The sequence below is a fragment of the Aurantiacibacter atlanticus genome (genome assembly GCF_001077815.2).
GTDB classification, from domain to species: domain Bacteria; phylum Pseudomonadota; class Alphaproteobacteria; order Sphingomonadales; family Sphingomonadaceae; genus Alteraurantiacibacter; species Alteraurantiacibacter atlanticus.
Genome location: NZ_CP011310.1, coordinates 895315 through 916519 on the forward strand (window position 1 = coordinate 895315; position 21205 = coordinate 916519).

The 21205-nt window shown below is 58.3% G+C and carries 18 protein-coding genes and 1 tRNA gene; 9 read left to right on the plus strand and 10 right to left on the minus strand.

The window, feature by feature from the left end:
- Positions 1 to 618 precede the first annotated feature (618 nt).
- Entirely contained in the window at positions 619 to 1287 is a 669-nt protein-coding gene (locus CP97_RS04370) for an RlmE family RNA methyltransferase (RefSeq protein ID WP_048884951.1), read from the minus strand.
- Positions 1284 to 2480 (minus strand): Ppx/GppA phosphatase family protein, encoded by a 1197-nt coding sequence (locus tag CP97_RS04375; protein ID WP_082863709.1) that lies wholly within the window; start codon positions 2478 to 2480, stop codon positions 1284 to 1286. The genes CP97_RS04370 and CP97_RS04375 overlap by 4 nt, the downstream gene beginning before the upstream one ends.
- A 149-nt stretch (positions 2481 to 2629) precedes the next feature.
- Between CP97_RS04375 and CP97_RS04380 the strand changes: the two genes are divergently transcribed.
- Together CP97_RS04380 and CP97_RS04385 are read left to right on the plus strand one after the other, a co-directional pair.
- Complete coding sequence (locus tag CP97_RS04380; protein WP_048884953.1) at positions 2630 to 3214, plus strand: TIGR04282 family arsenosugar biosynthesis glycosyltransferase; 585 nt, start codon at positions 2630 to 2632, stop codon at positions 3212 to 3214.
- Entirely contained in the window at positions 3193 to 3936 is a 744-nt protein-coding gene (locus CP97_RS04385; protein WP_227819668.1) for a glycosyltransferase, read from the plus strand. The genes CP97_RS04380 and CP97_RS04385 overlap by 22 nt, the downstream gene beginning before the upstream one ends.
- Here the strand turns inward: CP97_RS04385 and CP97_RS04390 are convergent.
- Both CP97_RS04390 and CP97_RS04395 read right to left on the minus strand, forming a co-directional pair.
- The gene (locus CP97_RS04390) at positions 3918 to 4937 is read right to left on the minus strand and encodes an SDR family oxidoreductase (RefSeq protein WP_063612501.1); all 1020 of its coding nucleotides are present in this window, start codon (positions 4935 to 4937) and stop codon (positions 3918 to 3920) included. The two genes, CP97_RS04385 and CP97_RS04390, sit on opposite strands and share 19 nt — an antisense overlap.
- On the minus strand, positions 4931 to 5989 hold the full coding sequence (locus CP97_RS04395; protein ID WP_048884955.1) for a methyltransferase domain-containing protein: 1059 nt from the start codon (positions 5987 to 5989) through the stop codon (positions 4931 to 4933). The genes CP97_RS04390 and CP97_RS04395 overlap by 7 nt, the downstream gene beginning before the upstream one ends.
- A gap of 104 nt (positions 5990 to 6093) precedes the next feature.
- Here CP97_RS04395 and CP97_RS04400 point away from each other — a divergent pair, with 104 nt between their 5' ends.
- The 4 genes from CP97_RS04400 to CP97_RS04415 all read left to right on the plus strand — a co-directional run bounded on the left by CP97_RS04400 (position 6094) and on the right by CP97_RS04415 (position 9115).
- Positions 6094 to 7512 (plus strand): dihydrolipoyl dehydrogenase family protein, encoded by a 1419-nt coding sequence (locus CP97_RS04400; protein WP_048884956.1) that lies wholly within the window; start codon positions 6094 to 6096, stop codon positions 7510 to 7512.
- Positions 7512 to 8501: a radical SAM protein gene (locus CP97_RS04405; RefSeq protein WP_048884957.1), complete on the plus strand. Its 990-nt coding sequence runs from the start codon at positions 7512 to 7514 to the stop codon at positions 8499 to 8501. The genes CP97_RS04400 and CP97_RS04405 overlap by 1 nt, the downstream gene beginning before the upstream one ends.
- A 45-nt stretch (positions 8502 to 8546) precedes the next feature.
- On the plus strand, positions 8547 to 8981 hold the full coding sequence (locus CP97_RS04410) for a DUF2147 domain-containing protein (protein WP_048884958.1): 435 nt from the start codon (positions 8547 to 8549) through the stop codon (positions 8979 to 8981).
- 60 nt (positions 8982 to 9041) lie between these two features.
- A tRNA-Gln gene (locus tag CP97_RS04415) sits at positions 9042 to 9115 on the plus strand.
- A 39-nt stretch (positions 9116 to 9154) separates the two neighbouring features.
- Here the strand turns inward: CP97_RS04415 and CP97_RS04420 are convergent.
- Positions 9155 to 11212 (minus strand): tetratricopeptide repeat-containing sulfotransferase family protein, encoded by a 2058-nt coding sequence (locus CP97_RS04420; protein WP_048884959.1) that lies wholly within the window; start codon positions 11210 to 11212, stop codon positions 9155 to 9157.
- A 73-nt stretch (positions 11213 to 11285) separates the two neighbouring features.
- On the minus strand, positions 11286 to 14435 hold the full coding sequence (locus CP97_RS04425; protein WP_048886716.1) for a TonB-dependent receptor domain-containing protein: 3150 nt from the start codon (positions 14433 to 14435) through the stop codon (positions 11286 to 11288).
- Positions 14436 to 14997: 562 nt separating this feature from the next.
- Between CP97_RS04425 and CP97_RS04430 the strand changes: the two genes are divergently transcribed.
- Both CP97_RS04430 and purU read left to right on the plus strand, forming a co-directional pair.
- Positions 14998 to 15906, plus strand: coding sequence for an LOG family protein (locus tag CP97_RS04430; protein ID WP_227819669.1), 909 nt, complete (start codon positions 14998 to 15000; stop codon positions 15904 to 15906).
- A gap of 3 nt (positions 15907 to 15909) precedes the next feature.
- Entirely contained in the window at positions 15910 to 16779 is an 870-nt protein-coding gene (purU, locus tag CP97_RS04435) for a formyltetrahydrofolate deformylase (RefSeq protein WP_048884960.1), read from the plus strand.
- A gap of 10 nt (positions 16780 to 16789) precedes the next feature.
- On the opposite strand, the gene thiD is transcribed toward purU, so the two are convergent.
- From thiD to glmM, 3 genes are read right to left on the minus strand one after another with little or no spacing between them, the layout of a single operon-like run.
- Complete coding sequence (thiD, locus tag CP97_RS04440; RefSeq protein WP_048884961.1) at positions 16790 to 17542, minus strand: bifunctional hydroxymethylpyrimidine kinase/phosphomethylpyrimidine kinase; 753 nt, start codon at positions 17540 to 17542, stop codon at positions 16790 to 16792.
- On the minus strand, positions 17539 to 17763 hold the full coding sequence (locus CP97_RS04445; protein ID WP_048884962.1) for a DUF1272 domain-containing protein: 225 nt from the start codon (positions 17761 to 17763) through the stop codon (positions 17539 to 17541). Before CP97_RS04445 ends, thiD begins: the two co-directional genes overlap by 4 nt.
- Positions 17763 to 19100 carry a phosphoglucosamine mutase gene (gene glmM / locus CP97_RS04450; RefSeq protein ID WP_048884963.1) on the minus strand — a complete coding sequence of 446 codons (1338 nt, stop codon included), beginning with the start codon at positions 19098 to 19100 and terminating at the stop codon, positions 17763 to 17765. The genes CP97_RS04445 and glmM overlap by 1 nt, the downstream gene beginning before the upstream one ends.
- Positions 19101 to 19280: 180 nt before the next feature.
- Here glmM and CP97_RS04455 point away from each other — a divergent pair, with 180 nt between their 5' ends.
- Positions 19281 to 19892: a superoxide dismutase gene (locus CP97_RS04455; RefSeq protein ID WP_048884964.1), complete on the plus strand. Its 612-nt coding sequence runs from the start codon at positions 19281 to 19283 to the stop codon at positions 19890 to 19892.
- Between the two features lie 83 nt (positions 19893 to 19975).
- On the opposite strand, the gene CP97_RS04460 is transcribed toward CP97_RS04455, so the two are convergent.
- Positions 19976 to 21151, minus strand: coding sequence for an AI-2E family transporter (locus tag CP97_RS04460; RefSeq protein WP_048884965.1), 1176 nt, complete (start codon positions 21149 to 21151; stop codon positions 19976 to 19978).
- Positions 21152 to 21205: the final 54 nt, after the last annotated feature.

A 21205-nucleotide genomic window follows, 5' to 3' on the forward strand; every position in this document is an offset into this window, starting at 1 on the left:
AATGTTGCTGAAGTTTTTCGCTTCCTGAAGTGCAACTTCTTCGCACAAGAGCCAGATATGGAATGAGAATCACACCGAACTGCCCCCCGTTTCAAGTCTAATCATCAGTTCAAAGTCACAGTGCCCAACTACCGCGCAATCTGACACTTAGGGTCCCTTCGGTTGATTATCCTGCGCCGTTTGGCGGTCGCGTCCGCGCTCCGGCGGCAACAGCGGCCCGACCAGCTCCCACTCATTATCCGATACCCCGTGCCGCTCGCCCAACACTGCATCCAAAAGACAGTGTCGAATCGCAGGACGAGTCTCAGGTCAAGCTTCGTCCACGAAGTCGAGGTCGCGGACGGAAGTGAAAGCTCTAGCAAATATTCTTGGTAAGTGACGGCGTAGCTTACGGGCTAAGTGTGTTTTAGTTGCCATGACGAGGCTTGCATCATGCCATTCGGGCGGGAATTCGCGTTCTAATCATCCCGCCGCGCCCACTGACTAATTCAAGGCTGCCTTTCGGAGACAGGTTTGATCCGGGCCGCTCAAACCGCAACGTGAGCATCGAATATAACCGGATACACTATAAGCAGCGCAACCAGATCAGTGCCGGGGCTTTTTGGTTTCAGGGGCCTGTCAGTCCGGCCTGCCTTTGAAATCCTGCGCTACGACATACCATTCGCTCGATCCTTTGCGGCTGGCGGGGGGCTTGGCGTGTTTGACCGTGCGAAAATGCTTTTTGAGCAAATCCAGCAAGTCCTTGTCTGTGCCACCGGCAAACCCCTTGGCTAGGAACGCACCGCCTTTGGTCAGGTTTTCCACTGCGAACCATGCGGCGGCTTCCACCAGCGCCATCGTGCGCAAATGGTCGGTCTGTTTGTGGCCAACTGTATTGGCCGCCATATCGGACAGAACCAGGTCGGCAGGGCCGCCCAGCGCCTCTTCAAGTGCGGCAGGGGCACCATCGTCCATAAAATCCATTTGCAGGATCGTCACGCCGTCAATTGGCTCTGTTTCCAGAAAATCAATCCCGACCACGGTTGCCGCTGGTGCGCGTTTGCGCACCACCTGTGCCCAGCCGCCCGGCGCAATGCCAAGGTCGACCACGCGTTTGGAGCCCTTCACGAGGCCGAATCGGTCATCCAGTTCAATCAGCTTAAACGCGGCACGGCTTCGCCAGCCTTCGTCCTTGGCCTTCTTGACGTATGGATCGTTCAACTGACGTTCCAGCCAGCGTTGCGAGCTTGCCTTGCGTTTCTTGCCGCTGGTGAGGCGGCGCGTCGAATCCTGTCCCGATCGGCTCATTTGCCCTGCCCCTGGCTGTGTTTGAGATTGCGCAGCGCTGCCTGCGCTTCTGCCCCTTCGGCATCCGCTGTCATCAGGTTGCGCAAGATACCTTCGCGTATCCCGCGATCGGCTACGCCCAGGCGGGGGGCGGACCAGATTTCCAGTATCGCTTCCAGAATTGCACAACCTGCCACCACTAGTTCGGCGCGCTCATGCCCGATGCAATCGAGCTCGCTGCGCTGCTCTGGCGACATTTCGGAAAGCCGCTGCGAGATATCGAGCATGGCGTCAGTCGGCACCATCAACCCGTCAACTTGCTTGCGATCATATTGCGGCAGGCCAAGGTGAACGCTGGCCAATGTCGTTACCGTTCCGCTGGTGCCAAGCAGGCGCTGATCTGCCGATGCATGGCGCGAAATGCGCTGAGCAAATTCCGCAAAACTGTCCAGCACGAGCTGTTTCATCGTGTCATACCGGGCAAGGCGTTCTTCCCTGCCGCCCGTTTCGTGCCCGACGGTTTCGGTTAGCGAAACCACGCCCCATGGCACGCTTTGCCAATCAAGAATGCGCGGCACCGGGGCGCCCGGTTCGATAAGCACAAGTTCGGTAGATCCGCCGCCAATATCGAAGATTACCGCCGGGCCCACGCCGTCTTCCAGCAAGATATGGCATCCCAGCACAGCCAATCGCGCTTCTTCCTGCGCGCTGATGATATCGAGCACGATACCGGTTTCGTCCTGCACCCTCTGGATGAATTTTTCTCCATTGCTGGCGCGCCGGCAAGCCTCTGTCGCGACTGATCGGGCGAGATGGACATTGCGCTTTTTCAGTTTGTCAGCGCAGATTTTCAGGGCGCCCAGCGCGCGGTCCATCGCGACATCGGAGAGTTTCCCCGTCTGCGCCAACCCTTCACCCAGCCGGACAACGCGACTGAACGCGTCGATCACGACGAAGTTTTCATCAGCCGGACGGGCGATCAGCAGGCGGCAATTATTGGTGCCAAGATCAATGGCGGCATAGGCCTGTTTGAAGGAATGGTGGGGCGGCCTTCTCCAGCTGCCTACGGGCTGCGGAGAGCTCTTCCTGCCTTCGCCGGGAGCGCGATTTCGAGCCTGTTTCGGCTTGGCCTGACGGTTGTTCGATCCGCCTTTGGCGCCCTGCGCCCGTGTCCTGGCCTTATCGCGTCCATCCGGCGGAATATGATCCGCCATGGTAGTACTTTCTTGCAATTATCACCCGCCACAAATGAGCGGAACCTGACATCAGGCTAGACGAAGCGTCGACAGCGCACAAGGACATGGGCTTGGGCAAGGTCGCAATGCGGGTCGCCAGCATTACGGCGGAAGGCTAGGGGAGGGGGATGGTTCACCCGCCGCCCACGATTTCGCTATTCGCCAAGTTCCCGACACCGGGCGCAGCCAAGACCCGACTGGCCCCTGCGCTGGGGGATGAGGGTGCGGCACAGATCCATCGCTTGCTTGTCGAACGCACCATTGCGGTTTTGCAGGCGAGCGGGCTGCCCTTTGTGGTGCGCACGACCGGAGCCGAGCAGGGTGAATTTGCGAACTGGCTGGGAGCAGATTTTCTACTGGAAGACCAGGGTACGGATGATCTGGGTGCAAGGCTGGCGCGGGTAGTGCCGCCCGCCATTGTGCTGGGAGCTGATATTCCCGATCTTGAGGTGCAGCATCTGCACGATGCTGCGCATGCGTTGGAGGATGTGCCGGTGGTTATCGGTCCGGCGCGCGATGGCGGCTATTATCTGCTTGGTTTTCGAGAGGATATGCCGTTCCTGTGGGGCAATATGGCGTGGGGGACTGAAACGGTCCTTAAGCGGACTGAGGCGCGCTTAGAGCAGCGCAACATCGCTTATCGCCTCCTAGAAACGCTCGACGATTGTGACCGCCCGGAAGATCTCTCCAATTGGCCCGATCTGGTACCGTGACCGGCCTTTCCATCATCATCCCCATGCTGAACGAAGAGCGAGCCTTGCCAGCACTGATTCACCACGTCAGCGCGCTGGAGCCTGCTCCGCTCGAAATCGTGGCGATGGATGGTGGCAGCGATGATGCCTCTGTCAATCTTGCAAAAGCTGCGGGGTGGCGCGTGGTATCCACCAAGGCTGGACGCGGGCGGCAAATCAATGCCGGCGTCGAGGCGGCCAGAGGCGATTTGGTGGTGGTGCTTCATGCAGATACGGTGCCGCCACAAGACATGGTTGCGGTTGTGCGCCAGACATTGGCCGATGCGAAAATCGCGCTCGCCGGATTTACCCCGATAATCCGCGGCCCTGACAAGACCCGCTGGGGCACGACCCTGCATAATTGGGCCAAGACCTGGTATGCCCCGCTCCTGTTCCGACCGCATCTGTTCTTCAAGGGTGCACGCCTGCTGTTTGGCGATCACGCAATGTTCTTTCGCCGCAGTCAATTCATCGCCAGTGGCGGCTGCGATCCTGAAGCAATGGTGATGGAGGAGGCGGATCTGTGCATCCGCCTTACCCGTTTTGGCCGGGTCAGGATGATTCGGCGAACGGTGGAAACGTCAGATCGCCGGATTGCCGAATGGGGCGCGATCAAAGCCAATTGGATTTATCTGAAGGTCGGCTTCATGTGGGGGATCGGGGCGCGCCAGCGGCTCCATCGCCACTATCCCGACATTCGCTGAAGTTTCTCCGCAGGCAAATAGCCGCGCTGAAGCCCATAGGCGATTAGCCGATCGAGCCATGCGTTGTCGGTATCAGGGCATAAAAGGCCGGTCAGGTCGCGAAAGCGTGCATCCGAAAATTGCGGATTGCGGGTGAAATACGCCCCGAATGTGCCGATCATGCGTTCTGCCAGCAGCCTTTCGGCAGGCCGCAGCCCAGCAGGATCGTAATCGCCGGGCTCGACCACCAGAGGATCGGGAAAATGTGCCACCCGTGCCACCCCATGCGCTAGCTGCGCCGCCTGTGTGGGCGCAGCAGCGACGAGGTGAAAATAGCCGCCCTCTGCTTCGTCCATCTGTTCTGCCAATGCGGCGATGCCACCTGCCACATGATCTATCGGCACCAGATCAAGCGTCGCGCCCGCGGCAGCCGGAAATTGCGTGACCTTGCCACGCGCCATCAAGCGGAAAACATTACAGAGCGAAGGGAAATCGCGGATTGTCCCGCCTGCGCTGTCTCCCAGTACGATGGACGGGCGCGCCACGGCAAAGGGCACTCCACTTGTTGCAACCACCGCTTCTGCCGCAGCCTTGCTCGCTTCATATCTATTGGTGAACTGCGTGCCTTCAGGCACTGCTGCTTCTGCGATCATACCATCACGCGTGCCGCAGGTGTAGGCGGTGCTGACATATAGGAAACGCGCACCCGCAGCCTGCGCATATTCTATCGCATTGCGCGTGCCCCCTATATTGACGGCCCGTAATTCATTTTCCGGCGCATCGAATTCGAGGCTGGCCGCGCAATGCACCACCACGTCAAAGGGTGCAGTTGTCACGCCCATCATAGGCAGTGTCACATCGCCCGAAACAATGGATATACGATCAAGCTGCGCGCCGTCATTGCCGCGCACTTCGCGTATGCGCCGGACCATTGCAGTGACCTTATGGCCCCTTGCCACCAGTCTTGCGCAAACTTCGCCGCCGATCAGTCCGGCAGCCCCTGTCACCAGGATGTTCAGCAACACGGTGACCCATCGGGCGTTGCAATTGTGCGGTCAACATTTGTCTCTCCGAAGGGCGCGTCCGTCCCGCAGCCGGGGAAAACGCCGTAATGGCGGGAAAAATCACCGATGAACCCGAAATGTTCGGCAAAGCGGGTTTCCGCCAGCATCAGCCAGCTATTGCCGCATATCGGGAAGGTACGGCCCGTTTCCATCGCGTGATGCGCATCAAGGTGAAAGACCTGCGGATGTTCTGGCACCGTGCCTTTATACCGCACCGCCTGTCCGTAATCCTCGCATTGCGGCTCCAGCTCATCAAGCTTGAACAGGCGGTAGGTTGCAGAGACGAAGGCAATGCTTGACAGCTTTTCTGCGATTGTCTTATCATTGATGGCGAGCGGCCTATCCGTGACAAGACGCGGATCAGCAAAGCCTGCAGCCTTGGCCAGCGTATCGAAATCACCCCAATACAGCGCGCCTGAAAGACATTCGCCATGCAGCACCGGATCATCCAGGAGATGAGCCGGGACGCGCCTGTCTGCATATACATCGGAGAAATACAGCTCTCCGCCGGGCTTAAGCAATTTATGCGCGGCGCGGAACACTGCTGCCTTGTCTGCCACCAGATTGATGACGCAATTGGATACGATGACATCGAAGCTGCCGGGCTCCAGGCCCAGCTCATCGAGCTTTTCGATATCGCCTTCGACAAAGTCCACATTGGCAAAGCCAAAACGTTCCGCATGCCAGCCCCGATATTCACGCGCCACGGCCAGCTGTTCAGGCGTTGCGTCCACGCCTGTCACGCTGCCGTTTGCGCCTGCCAATTGCGCAAGCAGATAGGCATCCTGTCCGCTGCCTGATCCAAGATCGAGCACGCGGCATCCTGTCAGCGCCTGGGGCACGACCAGCCCGCAGCCATAATAGCGCGCCTTCACTTCATCATGCACATTGGACAAGGCGGCCAGCACAGCGGGCTGCGGCATTTCGAGTGTGGAGCAGGCATCGGTACGCAAATCGCCCGATCCGACCAGCACCTTGCCGTAATAGTCCTGCGAATTCTGAAGATTCATGAAACCGATTATCCCGTGACAGCGAATGACTGGGCCATAGACACGAAACATTTCGTATCCCACCCTGTATCGGTTACGCCGAGATTTCTATCTTCCGGAGTTCCATGAAATATTCGCATGATCTGATTGTAATCGGCGGCGGTGCCGCTGGCCTTGTGGCGGCGGGCGGCTGCGCGATGTTCGGCCTCAAGACCGCGCTGATCGAAGGCGAAAAGATGGGCGGTGAATGTCTTATTAACGGCTGCGTGCCGTCCAAGGCGCTGATCGCCAGCGCACGCCGTGCTGCCGAAGCGCGCAAGGAAAAGCGTGCCGGAGTGCAGCTTGCGCCGCCGGTTGTCGATTGGGGTGGCGTGCATGCCCATATTCATCGCGCCATTGCGCAAATCGCCCCCCATGACAGCGAGGAACGCTTTGAGGATATGGGCTGCGAGGTATTGCGCGATTGGGCCAGAGTTATCGGGCCCAACGCTGTAGAAGTCGCCGGCCGCACGCTGACCGCGCCGCGCATTGTGATTGCCACAGGCAGCGCGCCGGCCATCCCGTCAATCCCCGGACTTGCCGACGTGCCTTTCCTCACCAATGAAAATCTGTTCGACCTTACCGAGCAGCCAAGGCATCTCGTCATCATCGGGGGCGGTGTAATCGGGATGGAGATGGCACAAAGTTTCTGCCGCCTCGGCAGCGTGGTGACTGTGATCGAACCGGGCAAATTGATGAGCCGTGATGACCGCGCCAGCGTTGCGCTGGTGGCGGAGACCATGGAGCGTGAAGGCGTGCGCTTTGTGAAAGCGCGGGCGGAAAAAGTTACAGCGGAGCCAGAGGGTCAGATATCCGTCACCACCGACGGCGGTGAAACCATCACCGGATCGCATCTGCTTGTTGCAGCGGGCCGGAAGGCGCGGGTTTCCGGCTTTGGTCTGGAAGAGATCGGGATGGAAATGGGCGAAAACGGGATCAAGGTCGATGACCGTCGCCGTACTTCGATCAAACATATCTACGCCATCGGTGATTGCCGCGAAGGTCCAAGGCTGACGCATATATCGGGCTATGAAGGTTCCAACGCAGTGCTGGAAATCGCGCTTGGCCTGCCAGCCAAGGCGGATTTCCGCGCCTTGCCGTGGTGCACCTATACCCAGCCAGAAGTGGCGCAAATCGGCCTTACCGAGGGGGAGGCGCGTGACAGATTTGGTGACCGGCTAAAGATCGTGACCGAAGGGTTTGATCATAATGACCGCGCAATTGCTGAAGGGCGAGAGCGCGGCCATCTGAAGGTGATGCTGAATGGCAAAAAGGTGGTCGGTGCCAGCATTTGTGGAGACAATGCAGGCGAATTGCTGCTGCCCTTCACGCAGATGATTACCGGCAAATCGGGCACGTTCGACATGGGCGGGGCGATTCTCGCCTATCCCACGCGATCTGAAATCACCAAGGCGGCGGTCTTTGCCGCATGGGAGCCGACCGTTTTTGGCAAATGGCCCAGACGCTGGGCTTCCTTTGTCCAGAAATTGCGGCGGGTTTTCTGATGGCCAGCCATTCGCTTTCACGCAATGTGCCATCGGGCGCTTCGCCCTTTGCAGTGCAATCGAAAAAGCTCTCGCAAGAAAAATTCGCCAATCCGCGCTTCACCGCCGATGGCAGCACGCGTGCTCAGGTGGCACTGCGCAAGCTTGAGACATTGTGGTTTGCAACCGGAACACTGTGCAATCTGGCCTGCATCAATTGTTACATTGAAAGCAGCCCGACCAATGATGCGCTGGTCTATCTGGCAGCGGAGGAGGTGGCGCGCTTCCTCGACGAAATAGGCGGAACTGGCGTGCGCGAAATCGGCTTTACCGGCGGCGAACCGTTCATGAACCCGGCGATCATCGCAATGCTGGAAGATGCCCTTTCACGCGGCCACGAAGTGCTGGTGCTGACCAATGCGATGAAGCCGATGCGGCGGCATGAAGCAGCGCTGCTGCGGCTGCGCGATGCCTATGGTGACAAGCTCACCCTGCGCATATCGATCGACCATCACACACGCCAAGTGCATGAGGCAGAGCGGGGTCCGGGTAGCTGGCCGCCGATGCTGGATGGCCTGCGCTGGTTATCGACCAATGGCTTTTCCATCGCCGCCGCGGGGCGCAGCATGGCGGGGGAGACGGAGGGAGCGGAGCGAACCGCCTATGCCACGCTGTTTTCTGCCAGTGGCATCCACATCGATGCGGCAGACCCTTTGCAGATGGTGCTGTTCCCTGAAATGGATGGATGCGCCGATGTGCCGGAAATTACTGAGGCGTGCTGGGATATACTCGACACTTCGCCAGACAGGCAGATGTGCGCCAGCAGCCGCATGGTCGTCCACCGCAAGGGGGAGCCTGCGCCGCGCGTCGTCGCCTGCACGCTTTTGCCATATGACCCTGCCTTCGATCTGGGAGGCAATCTGGCCGACGCGACGCAAACCGTCGCGCTCAACCACCCGCATTGTGCACGATTTTGCGTGCTGGGCGGGGCGAGTTGTTCGGCAGGCTGACCAACATACCTGCATCCTTTTGGGCGGTTGGCGCGTATGTCATGCATGATCATACGCCGCGTCACCTTCGCCCCGATAGCTATGGCTGCTGCCAGCCTGTTTCTTTTGTCCGCCTCTGCCCCGGCCCAGCGATCTATTGACGGGACCTATATCGACCAGGGCGGCTATGTCGAAATTACCGTGGCACCCTGCGGGAATGCCCGCTGCGGCGATACTACGCGAATCGTGCGCACCAAGCCGGGCGAAAGCAATCGTGACCGGCATAATGATGATCCATCTCTTCGCAACCGCCCTATTGTAGGAGTGGAGATATTGCAGGACCTGCGCTGGGATGATGGCGCGTGGCGCGGAAGAGTGTATAATCCAGAAGATGGCGGCACTTACCGCGCAGAAGTGCGCCCCGCCGCCAATGGCGCGCTGGAAGTGAAAGGCTGCGTCACGCTGTTCTGCCGGACTGTCACATGGTCTGCCGCCCGATAAGAATGCGCGACACAACGGCTTGACCCAATCGTGCCTGCAGGATAAAGGCCCGCCCCGCGTTGCCCTGTCGTCTAATGGTAAGACTACGGACTCTGACTCCGTCAATTGAGGTTCGAATCCTCACGGGGCATCCAGCTTTTCTCCATGACATAGAGTGCCATCTGCTGCAGCAATCACCAGGCTGTGTTGCTGACGGAAGACGGGTCAGAGGAATCGTGCGCCCAATAGCCAAACTGCCTGATCCACGGTTCCAGCACGGGAAGGACCGGTGCCAGATGGTGCGCATAGCGTTTCCAACGCCCGCTTGCCCGCCGGTAAATGGGCTCCGTTACTTGCGAATAGCTGGCCGTTGCGATCAGGCCGCGTGAACGGGCGGTGGCGCTGTGGTCGAGCAGAGTGTCGCTCCAGTCGATGCCCAGCCAATTGATCAATGGCCGCAATTCCTTCTCCGCATCCTCAACCAGACATTCATATGTGAAAGTGTGGATGTCAGCCGGGAAAAGCGCGCGCGATTGCCGCCAGTGGCGAAAACACAGATCGTAGAATGCGGCGGCATCCTCCAATCGCAGAAAATTCGACATGGCCGAATTGAGCCGGAAATTGCTCATGAAACAGCTCAGCACCACATCGCAGGGATGTCGCAGCGCCAGAATGATTTTGGCATTGGGGAACAGGCGGCAGATTAGCGGCAACCGATATAGGAACAGGGGTGATTTATCGATCAGCAATTGCCCTGTGGCAAGCGGCTGTATCTTGGCGACTTCTGCGAAATAATGGTCCCGCGCGCGTGCAATTTCTCTGGCATCAAGATCAGGCAGAGCTTGCAGGCCGCCCAGTTCCTCTTCGACGGTGTTGAGCGGCGGTTGTTCCTCCATCACAGCCGTTTCAGCATGCCCCATCAGGATCGTATCGAGCAAGGTGGTGCCAGACCTTGGAAAGCCCAGAAGGAACACCGGATCGGGCCGGTCATCGTCTATCGCGATCGCAGGGAGAGTGTTGCGCCATCGGGGCGTGAGCATTGCCAGTTCCTCAGCCAGTTTTGCACGTAATTCAGAGGCGCGTTCCAGTGGCCGGGTCGGGCTATCCTGCATCATTTCATTGACATGGACGAAAGCGGAGAACGCATCATCGGTGCGCCTCAGCCGATCGAGCAAGGTCGCCCGGATATGCGCAGTGCGAACAGGCTCCAGATCTTCAGGAATGTTATCGAGCCTTGCCAGCGAGTGCTCAAACTTGCGCGCCCGTCGCAATTCAAGTGCCTCGATAAAGGCCAGCTTGTTGTCGGCTATGCCATTCTGGCGGGCGAGTTCTATCAGTGGCGTAAACTCATCCTCGCGATTGGTGTGTTCATACTGGATTGCGAGGCCAAGATAGGCATCAAAATCCGTAGGATCGAGGCGGATTGCCTGCCGATAGGCGGCCTCGGCTTCGTCGGTGCGGCGCAGCACGCCATATTCGATGCCGAGTTTCAACTGGATGTCAGCATCTTGCGGGTCACATTGCGAGGCCTGCAGCAATGCAGCAAGAGCATCTTCCTGCTTCATCTGCTTCTTGCGGAGAACATACAGCTCATAAGGCAGCCGGGGATCGCCGGGAAAATCGGCAATTGCCCGGACAAGCTCATCCTCAGCCTCTTGCAGCAGGTCGAGCGATTGCAAGGCGGCAGCCAGGTTGAGCCTTGCCGGCGCTGCGCCCGGATCAATTTTGATCGCCCGGCGCAAGGCATCAACCGCGCCTGCATGGTCCCCAAACCCCGCACGCGCATTGCCCAGATTGTTCCAGCATTCAAAATCATCGGGGTGTTTCTGAATGACCCTTTCATAGGCGCCTGTCGCGGCCCCAAAATCTTCCAGCTTCTGCGCAAGAAATGCGCGATAGCGGGCAATACGCAGGCTGGTATCCGCATTCATCAGATCGGCACTTGCCACCTTTAACGCGTCTTCATCGCGTTTCTGGTCCATCAGGAGAGCGATGAGATTGCAGGCGATTGTAATGTCTTGCAGGCGCAGGGCATGCGCCTTTGCCAGATGCTGCGTAGCTGCCGCCAGATCGCCGCTGCGCGCGCAGACCATGCCCATAAAACCGTGAAGTGCTGCTGTGTCTCCGGTTCCGCCATCTATCGCAGTCTCGGCAATGGTGCGTGCCTGCGCCATGTCACCGCGTCGCACCGCCGAAATGGCCTGATCGAGCGGGTCGGCCCCACTTGTCATTCCGCTGCTTTGTCCGGACATATTCTCTCCCGGTCTGCATGGCGAGGGAGGGCCACCTTCAGGAAGCCCTCCATCAACATTGGCCAATGCGACCTTAGAAGTCGAGCGTGACGCCTGCGAAGATATAACGCCCAAGGGCATCATAGGTCGCAGGGTAGGTGTTACCGTTGCATGGGCCGGTCGGGCACAGATTCGGCGTGGCGCCGCCACCCGATGTTACCAGCGGCGGTTCCTTGTCGAACAGATTATTGATGCCGAGGCGGAAGATGTAGGAATCGCGGAAGCTGTATGACAGCGACGCATCGATATAGTTGAAAGACCCAATGCGCACGCCCGGCCCGGCATGGTCGGTGAGCCCATTGGGGTTCAGCGCGTCGAAGGACGAAATCGTTTCCGCCTTGACCTTACCGACATATCGCCATTGGGCCGAAACGCCGATGCCATTGTCCATATTGAGTGTCACGCGGGCCCTGTGGCGCCACTGCGGGAGCGGCGCACCAGCATCCGATGTGCCGCCAACGCTGCATGTCGGACCATACAGACCTGCACAATCATATGAGACGGGGCTGCCATCGGCATTCGTCAGGCCGTTCTCGACTTCGTAGGAATCGAGGTAGGTGCCATTCATCGCGAAGGACAGATTGCCAACATTCAGCGGATAACTGTAATTGGCAGCCACTTCGATCCCCGATGTCTGAAGGCGCCCGACATTGTTGGGGAGGTCTTCGGTAAAGCCATTGGGCGTAAGCCAGAGCGAACCGGCAGCATCGCGATTGACCAGAGCACAGGAATCCGGCGTGAAGCTGGCTGAGGCGTTGGTAACGCAATTATTCAGAATGGCATCCACACCGAAGCTGCGGATCGCATCGGTAACTTCGATGTTGAAATAGTCGATCGTCACCGCCAGTCGCGGAACGAAACTGGGCTGAAGGACAACGCCGGCAGTCCATGTCTTGGCGGTTTCGGGCTGCAGATCGGGATTGCCGCCCAGCAGGCCATTATATTGCCCCGCCGGATTTGGCGTCACACCCTGACCAATGACAAGGCCCTGCGCGAGACAGCCATAATCCGTGGCCGAGACAGTTATGCCTGCGCAGGGATCGTTCGATCCGCTGAGACCAACCGCAGAAGTCCGGAACAATTCCTGGATATTGGGCGCCCGAACAGCCTGATTATACATTGCGCGAAGCCGTATATCGCTGATCGGGGCCAGTTCCGCACCGATCTTGAACGTATCGGTGTTATACGTGCGGCTCGCGCTCGTTTCATAATGCGAGCGGCGGTAACCAGCGCTGATTTCAAACGAATCGACGAACCCGTCTTGCACGATGGGTATCTGAGTCTCTGCAAAGAACTCCCAGACGTCGAAGCTGCCCGAAAGTGGCAAGGTCGCGCCGCCCTGTCCCGTCAGATCTCCCGTTGCAAAGGCGTTGTCGACTTCGAGTTCCAGCGTTTCCTTACGCCATTCCCCGCCAATGTTGACCCGGACGCCATCAGCTGCCCACGGCGTGGCCATGCCGTAATCAGTGAGATCGCCGGTAAAGGAGATGTTGGCCACTTGCTCGGTCGTTTCGCCCGATTGGAAACCTGACACAGTAAGATAATCGACCGCCGCCTGGCTTGCCCCGCCTTCACCTGCGAAGAGATCGTAGGGCACGCAATTGGTGTTGCCTGCAGTTATCAGCGACCGGCACACGATCTGACCTTGTGTGGCGCTGCCCGGGCGATTGTCTATTACTGCATCAAGCGCATTCACCAGGCGGGCGATTGAAAACTCGTTCGAATAGACCTGCGAATAATCCACCTTCCCATATTGGTAATAGGCATCATAGCTCCACACGTCGGAGAGACCGCCCTGTGTTCCAATGACGCCGCGGAAGGTCGTATGGCCCAGATTGGCGCGGCGTGGACCGCCTTCCAGATTGCGCCGGAGCGTCAGTGCATAACCTTGGTTATATGTCCCTCCCTGACCGTCTGCAAAATCTATCGGCGGGGCAGTCGGATCCGGGTTGAAGGGCGCGGTGGTGGCAGCGGGGAAGGTCCCGACAAAGCCGCTGATCAGATTGTCGTCATCGCAAATCACCGCAAGCTGGGCTGCAGACATGAGCGGGTTGTCGCAATTCATCGTGAGAGTGTTGCCGAAATTGCCCGATGGGGCGATCTGCGCCACCGTCTTATTGTCCATGAATTGGAATTCCATATAGGGCCGAAACATCTCATCGACCTCGTAATTGACGAAGGCACCGGCAGTGAAACGCTCGTCAGGGCGCTGGTAATGATTGAATGGTGCAAAGTTGAACACGCCCAGACCATTCACGAAACCGCCATTGGGCGCGAAGGTGTAAAAGGTAGACGTCCCCGCTGTAACATCGGTATCGAACACCAGCACATTGCCGTTCGGCGTGGTTGCCGAACCACCGCAATTATTGCCGCCGCCGCCCACGTTCTGGATGACGCACGCGCTATAATCCCGCTCTATCTGGGTGACGGGTTCGATCTTGCGATAGCCGCCGTAGATCATGAAATGGCCGCGATCATCGGCAAAGCCCGAACCAAAGGCTACCGTTGCATCAAAGGTGTCGCCATCCGTCGTGCTGCCGTCGGGGAAGGGGAAGCCGCGCGCATCCAGAAGCGGCCGGATGAAGTTGTTATTATTGTCATGCTGGTAGATCCCATATTGCGCATCGATCCTGAATCCTTCGAATTCATCGTCGATGATGAAGTTGACAACGCCAGCAACGGCATCCGCGCCATAAACTGACGAAGCACCGCCAGTCAGCACCTCGACACGCTTCAGCATGGCGGCAGGTATGATATTGATATCTGCTGCAGAGCCACTGGCCGGTGAAGGATCGCCGGGCACGATGCGCCGTCCATTGACCAGCGCGAGCGTGCGATTGGAGCCAAGGCCACGCAGATCCACTGTCGCGGTGCCATCCGCACCATTGGCGAGCGATGAAGCCTGGCTTGCCGCAACCGAGGGCAGGGAATTCAGGATATCCTCGACGCGGGTCACGCCCTGTAACTTGATATCTTCACTGCCAACCACGGTAACTGGCGATGGCGATTCAACGCCTTCCCGCGCGAGACGCGAACCGGTGACCACGATCGTGGATTGCGTTTCTGCCGGTTCGACCTGCGTTTCCACCGTGACGTTATCCTGCGCGAATGCGCAGGGGGCCAATGCAAGCGACGCAGCAAGTGCTGTCGATGCGTGGAGTTTTCGGATGTTTTTCGCTTTCATGGGTTCCTCACTTCCAGGCCGTGCCTGATCCATGAGAACAGGACGCCAATCAGGCCAAACCCGAAGGTCGGCCACGGTTAGTCAGTCCCTGCGCAAGCCGAAACATGCGCTGCCGAATAAATAGGCTTCTGTTTCGCCATATGTAAAGGTGGTGGGGGTACCAGCAAGCCTAATTCCGATAAGTGTAACTTACCGGCAACAGAAAGTGCTGTAAGTATACATGATATCGCGTCATAATTTGGTGGAGCATCGCAAATTGCTCTGCCGGGTCTTGGACATTCTTGCATGAGCGAATTCTTTAAAAAACCGCTATTTGGACTTTGACGATAACATCCGGGATTATGCCGCTTGAACAGGCACAATTTGCGAGAAACGGGCTACATCGGTTCCTATCGTGCCCCGCGCCAGTCTGGTGTCAATTGCCGATTTCTCTGAAGTCATGGAAACCCATCAGGCGAGCCAACACCGCGCTTCTTCATGCGCAATAAATACATTCGACACATGCCCCTTGCACCGCGCTGCCAAGCCCGTAGGGCAGGGGGAACAGATCAGGGAGATGTATGTGAGCGTGAACGACGATGCGGAAAATGCGGCAGCCAAGGACGATTGCGAGCTGAGCGATTCACGTTTCTATCATGCGGATAGCGAAGCCAAATTCGCCGAGTCTGCCCCGCAGGATACCCCGCAGACCCGCCATCCGGCCTATCGGCTTGCATTCCAGGACCGTGATTTCCTGGTGCGCGAGGAGTTGCGACCGATCCGCTTTCAGCTTGAATTGCTGAAGCCTGAAATGCTGCTGGAGGAAGCAGGCGTGGGCTCCACGCTGGTGATGTATGGGTCTGCCCGCATCCCGCCGCCCGAAGCGACCGCACTAGCGCTGGAACAGGCCGAGCAACTGCCAGAGGAAGAGGCGTTGGTGGTGCGCAATCTTGCCGCCAAGGCCAAATATTACGATGAGGCATTCAAGCTCGGCAAACTGGTGGGTGAAAAGGCTATCATCGAAGGCGGCAAGCGCCAGTTCGTCGTGTGCTCGGGCGGTGGCCCGTCGATCATGGAAGCAGCCAATAAGGGCGCCAGCGAAGCGGGTGCCGAAAGCATTGGTCTTAATATCGTGCTGCCGCATGAACAGGCGCCCAATCCCTATGTGACGCCCTATCTGAGCTTCCAGTTCCACTATTTTGCTCTGCGCAAGATGCACTTCCTGTTGCGGGCCCGCGCGGTGGCGGTGTTCCCCGGAGGGTTTGGCACTTTCGATGAATTCTTCGAACTGATGACGTTGATCCAGACAGGCAAGATGAAACCCATCCCGATCCTGTTGTTCGGCAAGCATTTCTGGAACCGCGTGATTAATTTCGAAGCGCTGGCAGAAGAAGGCACGATCAGCCGCAAGGATCTTGATCTCATTACATGGTGCGAAACCGCTGACGAGGCGTGGAGCGCCATCGCCGATTTCTACGACCTCGACAGGTAAAATATGTCCGACATCTCGCCCGTTTTTATCCTCACATTATCGTGCGAGGATCGGGTTGGCATCGTGGCCGCCGTTACCGGCCACCTTGCCAGGCTGGGTGGTTTCATCCTCGACAGCCAGCAATATGCCGATCTGGATGCGGGCCGCTTTTTCCTGCGGGTGGAGTTCAGGCCGACGGGCAGCGCGTTTCCTGAGACGCTGGAAGAACTCCGCGCCGGTTTTGCGCCAATCGTGCAGCGTTTCGAGATGGAATGGGAGCTTTTGCCCTCTGCGCATAAGCCAAGGCTTCTCATCGCTGTTTCAAAGGGAAGCCACTGCCTCAATGACCTGTTGCATCGCTGGCAGACAGGCAATCTCCCGATAGAAATAGCGGGTATCGTTTCAAATCATGATGATTTGCGCAGATTGACTGAATGGCACGGTCTTCCCTTCCATCACCTGCCCGTCACCACAGAAACGCGCGCCGCGCAGGAGGATGCGCTGCTTTCAATTTTTAAGGCGGGCGAATGCGATTACCTTGTGCTGGCGCGCTACATGCAGGTTCTCACACCTGGTCTGGTTGAGAAGCTGGCGGGAAAATGTATCAATATTCACCACAGTTTCCTGCCCAGCTTCAAAGGTGCGCGCCCCTATTTGCGGGCGCATGAGCGCGGCGTGAAACTGATTGGCGCGACGGCCCATTTCGTGACCAGCGACCTGGATGAAGGACCGATCATCGAGCAGGATGTGGACCGGGTGGATCACCGTGCGACAGAGCAGGAGCTGGTTCGGATCGGTCGCGATATTGAAGCGCGTGTGCTGGCCCGCGCCGTGCGCTGGACGGCAGAGCGGCGGGTGTTCCTCAATGGTTCTCGGACAATCGTCTTTCGCTGATCCGGCGTGGCTATCGCACGGCCTGATGCCCCAATGGCCCGTTGCCAAATCCAAGGCCAGGGGCAGACATTAATGCCGCGCGCACGAATTGGCGGCTTTTTGCAACAGCGTCTTCCAGCGTTAGGCCGCGCGCCAGATGGGTGGCGATGGCACTGGAAAGGGTGCAGCCGGTGCCATGGGTGTGCTTTGTGACGATACGCGCTTCGCTCCACACCCTATCTTCCCTGCTGGGGCGCACCAGCCGGTCTTCCACCATCGGCCCATCGGCGTCACCACCCTTGGCGAGATAGGCGATGCTCCGCTCGGCCATCTTACCTGCCCCGCCGAGAGCTTCCAGTTCAGGAACATTGGGTGTGGTCAGCGTGGCAAGGTCCATCAGCCATTCGAACACTTCGATAGTTGCTGCATCGGCCAGCACAGAGCCGCTGGTGGCGATCATCACCGGATCGAACACGATTGGGCAGGGCAGGTCTTCCAACCGATCAGCCACCACCTCGGCGATATCGGCGCTGCCGAGCATACCGATCTTGACTGCATCGACACCGATATCCTCCATGCAGGCATCCATTTGCGCCGCGATCAGATCAGGCGATAATGCCTCTACCGCGCGTACGCCGCGGGTGTTCTGCGCGGTAATGGCGGTGATGGCTGTCATGGCATAGCCGCCAAGCATGGTGATGGTCTTGATATCGGCCTGTATGCCCGCGCCGCCCGAACTATCCGACCCGGCAATGGCAAGGATGCGGGGCGGGCGGGCGCTCATCCTGCAAACCGGCGCGTTTGGCTGGCGGGATGTTTGACAAGAGAGGCCAGGCTGCGTGTGGGCCGATCCATCAGTTCACCGCCGCAATTGGAGCAGATATCATCCAGCGCAGCAGAACAGGTCGCGCAGAATGTGCATTCAAAGCTGCAAAAGAGTGCGCCGGGCGATTGTGCCGGAAGGTCCGTTCCACACCGCTGACAATCAGGGCGCATTTCCAGCATCAGGCGGCTTTCTCCACCGCCTCGCAGATGCGGTCCACCACGCGATTGACCTGCGCTTCATCATCGCCTTCGGCCATGACACGGATCAGCGGTTCTGTGCCTGATTTGCGGATGACGAGACGGCCCTTGCCGACAAGTTCCTGTTCAGCGGCGGCAATACAATCCTGCACTGCCTGCGCGGCCAGCGGATCACCGCCTTCATAGCGCACGTTCTTGAGCAATTGCGGCACTGGATTGAACAGATGCAGCAGCTCGCTGGCTGGCTTGCCCGAACGCACCAGTGCGCATAGCACCTGCAATGCAGCGACGGTGCCATCGCCCGTAGTGGCATGATCGAGCATTATCATATGGCCCGATTGCTCGCCGCCAAGATTGTATCCGCCCGCCTTCATCGCCTCCAGCACATAACGGTCCCCCACCTTGGTGCGCACAAGCGAGAGGCCTTGTGCATCGAGAAAGCGTTCAAGCCCGAGATTGGACATGACAGTGGCCACGACGCCGCCGCCTTTAAGCCGCCCCTCCTTTGCCCAAAGGCTGCCGATCAGCGCCATGATCTGGTCCCCGTCGACCTGGCCGCCCTTTTCATCAATCACGATCAGCCGATCGGCATCGCCATCCAGCGCAATGCCGATATCCGCGCCTTCCTCCACCACCCGCGCCTTGATGGCATCTAGCGCGGTGGAGCCAACGCCATCATTGATGTTGCGGCCATTGGGCGCGACACCCATAGCGATGACCTTGGCGCCCAATTCCCAGATCGCGGTGGGGGTGACGTTATAGGCCGCGCCATGTGCGCAATCGATCACGATGCTCAATCCGTCGAGCCGCACGTCCTGGGGAAGCGATTGCTTGACGGCGTGGATGTAACGTCCGCTCGCGTCTTCGATGCGCCGTGCCCGGCCAATGGCATCGCCTTCAGCCAGCAGCTGTTCTTCTGCCATCATCTTTTCGATCGCTTCTTCGTCGGCATCGGACAATTTGAAGCCATCGGGACCAAACAGCTTGATGCCATTATCAGGAAAGAGGTTGTGACTGGCAGAGATCATCACGCCCAGATCGGCGCGCATTTCGCGGGTGAGCAGAGCAACTGCCGGAGTAGGCAAAGGGCCTGTCATTATGACATCCATGCCAACGCTGGTGAATCCTGCAACCAGCGCGTTTTCCATCATATAGCCGGACAGGCGAGTATCCTTGCCGATGACCACGCGGTGCTTGTGATCACCGCGCAAAAAGCGGCAGCCTGCCGCCTGGCCGACTTTCATCGCCACGGCTGCATTCAGTTTATTGCCATTGGCGCGGCCACGAATGCCATCAGTGCCGAAATAGGTGCGTGCCATAAATCTCTCTTGCCGCGGGTAACTTGCTGCCCCATGCATGCCGCCTCGCGCCCGTATTGTCACGCCCCAAGCAGGCGGGCAGGGTGGATGACGAAATTTGGATCCGGGATGCAACTTGTGCGGTTCTTGCGCGTTGATTTATGAAGAATCCGGATAGCAAAACAGGAAGGACGGAAATTTATGGCTTTTTCACTTATCCCGCTACCCTTTGATAATGAGGCAATCGCGCCCGCAATATCGGCGGAAACCTTCAGCTATCATCACGGCAAGCATCACCAGGCTTATATCGATAAGACCAATGCTGCCGTTGAAGGTACGGACCACGCTGGTTCATCGCTGGAAGACATTATCGCGGCCGCGCGCGGTTCAAACCCCGGCCTGTTCAACAATTCGGCGCAGAGCTGGAACCACGGCTTCTTCTGGCATTCTCTCACGCCTAGCGCTTCTGGCCCTTCCGGCGATCTTGGATCCAAGATTGATGAAGCTTTCGGCTCGGTTGACGATCTGAAGGGCAAGCTGAAGGAACGCGGCGCTGGACACTTCGCCAGTGGCTGGGTCTGGCTCGCAGAAAAGGGTGGCAAGCTTTCCATCGAAGAAACGCATGATGGCGATACGCTGGCAGACAGCGATTTCAATCCGCTCCTGACGATCGACCTGTGGGAACACGCCTATTATCTCGATCATCAGAACGCCCGCCCGAGCTATCTTTCGGCAGTGGCTGATGGCCATCTCAACTGGGATTTCGCCGCTGATAATCTGGCCCGTGGCAGTGCGTGGAAATATCCCGGCTGATCTATAGACAGATAATTGAGGAAAAGGCCCGCTCCTTCCACAGAGGGAGCGGGCCTTTTTCATTTCGCATGCCGATGTGCCGGTCAGTCTTCCGAGAAATCCAGAACACCAGAAGCAAACAATGGCTCTCCGAACAGGAAACCGATAAAATTAGGCTTGCCCAGATGATCGACCAGTGCGGTCAATGTCAGCAGTATGGGGACGGATAGCAATGCGCCGGCCACGCCCCAGATCCAGCCAAAATAGGATAGCGCCAGCAGGATGGCGATGGGATTCATGGTGAAGCGCGCGCCAAGGATGCTGGGGGTTATAACATTGGCTTCCACCGTGTGAAGGCCAAGATAGGCAGCCGCAGGAATTAACCCGACAAATACCGAATCCGCCGATCCAAGACCGAACAGGCCGAGCAACACGACCATCATTACAGGCCCCAGATATGGCACGAAATTTAGCAGTGCAGCAAGGCCGCCCCACATGACCGGCGCATCCATACCCATTGCCCATGCACCAAGCGCCACGATCACGCCGATCCCTGTGTTGATAAGGCCGACTGTCAGGATATAGGCGGCAACCCTGTCCTGCACTTCGCGCATTGCACGTGCAGCCTTCAGGCTGGCGCCAACTTCCTGCCGTTCAAGCAGAAGGCGACGGCGCAGTCGCACGCGCGCCTCGATCATGAAGAAGGCGAGAAGGAAGGTCAGCAGCGTTTCCAGCACAACCGTCGGCGTTGCAAAGGCAAGTTGCTCCAGCATTGTCGGCCCAGCAAGGACGACCTGCTGCTGCTTCTCATCGCCTGACAATTCGGCGAACTGGTTGTTCAGATCCGAAATCCAGGCGAAACTCATCTGCAATTCGTTGAAATGTTCCCCCACCTGCCGGGTCATTGCCGGAATTTCGTCATAGAGAGAAACTGCAGGGGTAAGCACAACCGTCAACGCGAGGGCGAGGATGGCGAAAAACATCAATAGCGCGAGCAAGGACGCAATAAAATTGGGTATGCCCCAGCTCGCCAGTTTGTCAGCCAAAGGTGACAAGATGATCGTCAGCATCAGCCCCGCCACAAGGGGCAGAAAGACGACAGAGCCGATTGATAGGACAAAGGGCAGTGCAAGAAACAGGCCGAGGGCGAGTATGACGACCAGCGCCGAAATCAGGCGCAATTCCTGTGCGGCAAATGCCATTGTGCGTCGGCGTGGTGATGCCTTGCTGGGGCGGGGTGTATCGTCCGCAGGTTGTTCGACTGGTGCCCCCGCGCTCATGGCCGCTATCTCTTGTTCCAATGGTAACCGGCGCCCCTGTTGGCCGGCGAAGGC

Bases quoted from the DNA above. Each gene is read 5' to 3' on its own strand.
- CP97_RS04380 (WP_048884953.1), top strand. From the start codon at position 2,630: ATGGTTCACCCGCCGCCCACGATTTCGCTATTCGCCAAGTTCCCGACA.
- CP97_RS04370 (WP_048884951.1), bottom strand. From the start codon at position 1,287: ATGAGCCGATCGGGACAGGATTCGACGCGCCGCCTCACCAGCGGCAAG.
- thiD (WP_048884961.1), bottom strand. From the start codon at position 17,542: ATGAGCGCCCGCCCGCCCCGCATCCTTGCCATTGCCGGGTCGGATAGT.
- CP97_RS04460 (WP_048884965.1), bottom strand. From the start codon at position 21,151: ATGAGCGCGGGGGCACCAGTCGAACAACCTGCGGACGATACACCCCGC.
- CP97_RS04455 (WP_048884964.1), top strand. From the start codon at position 19,281: ATGGCTTTTTCACTTATCCCGCTACCCTTTGATAATGAGGCAATCGCG.
- CP97_RS04375 (WP_082863709.1), bottom strand. From the start codon at position 2,480: ATGGCGGATCATATTCCGCCGGATGGACGCGATAAGGCCAGGACACGG.
- CP97_RS04420 (WP_048884959.1), bottom strand. From the start codon at position 11,212: ATGTCCGGACAAAGCAGCGGAATGACAAGTGGGGCCGACCCGCTCGAT.
- CP97_RS04405 (WP_048884957.1), top strand. From the start codon at position 7,512: ATGGCCAGCCATTCGCTTTCACGCAATGTGCCATCGGGCGCTTCGCCC.
- CP97_RS04410 (WP_048884958.1), top strand. From the start codon at position 8,547: ATGATCATACGCCGCGTCACCTTCGCCCCGATAGCTATGGCTGCTGCC.
- CP97_RS04425 (WP_048886716.1), bottom strand. From the start codon at position 14,435: ATGAAAGCGAAAAACATCCGAAAACTCCACGCATCGACAGCACTTGCT.
- CP97_RS04395 (WP_048884955.1), bottom strand. From the start codon at position 5,989: ATGAATCTTCAGAATTCGCAGGACTATTACGGCAAGGTGCTGGTCGGA.
- purU (WP_048884960.1), top strand. From the start codon at position 15,910: ATGTCCGACATCTCGCCCGTTTTTATCCTCACATTATCGTGCGAGGAT.
- glmM (WP_048884963.1), bottom strand. From the start codon at position 19,100: ATGGCACGCACCTATTTCGGCACTGATGGCATTCGTGGCCGCGCCAAT.
- CP97_RS04400 (WP_048884956.1), top strand. From the start codon at position 6,094: ATGAAATATTCGCATGATCTGATTGTAATCGGCGGCGGTGCCGCTGGC.
- CP97_RS04445 (WP_048884962.1), bottom strand. From the start codon at position 17,763: ATGCTGGAAATGCGCCCTGATTGTCAGCGGTGTGGAACGGACCTTCCG.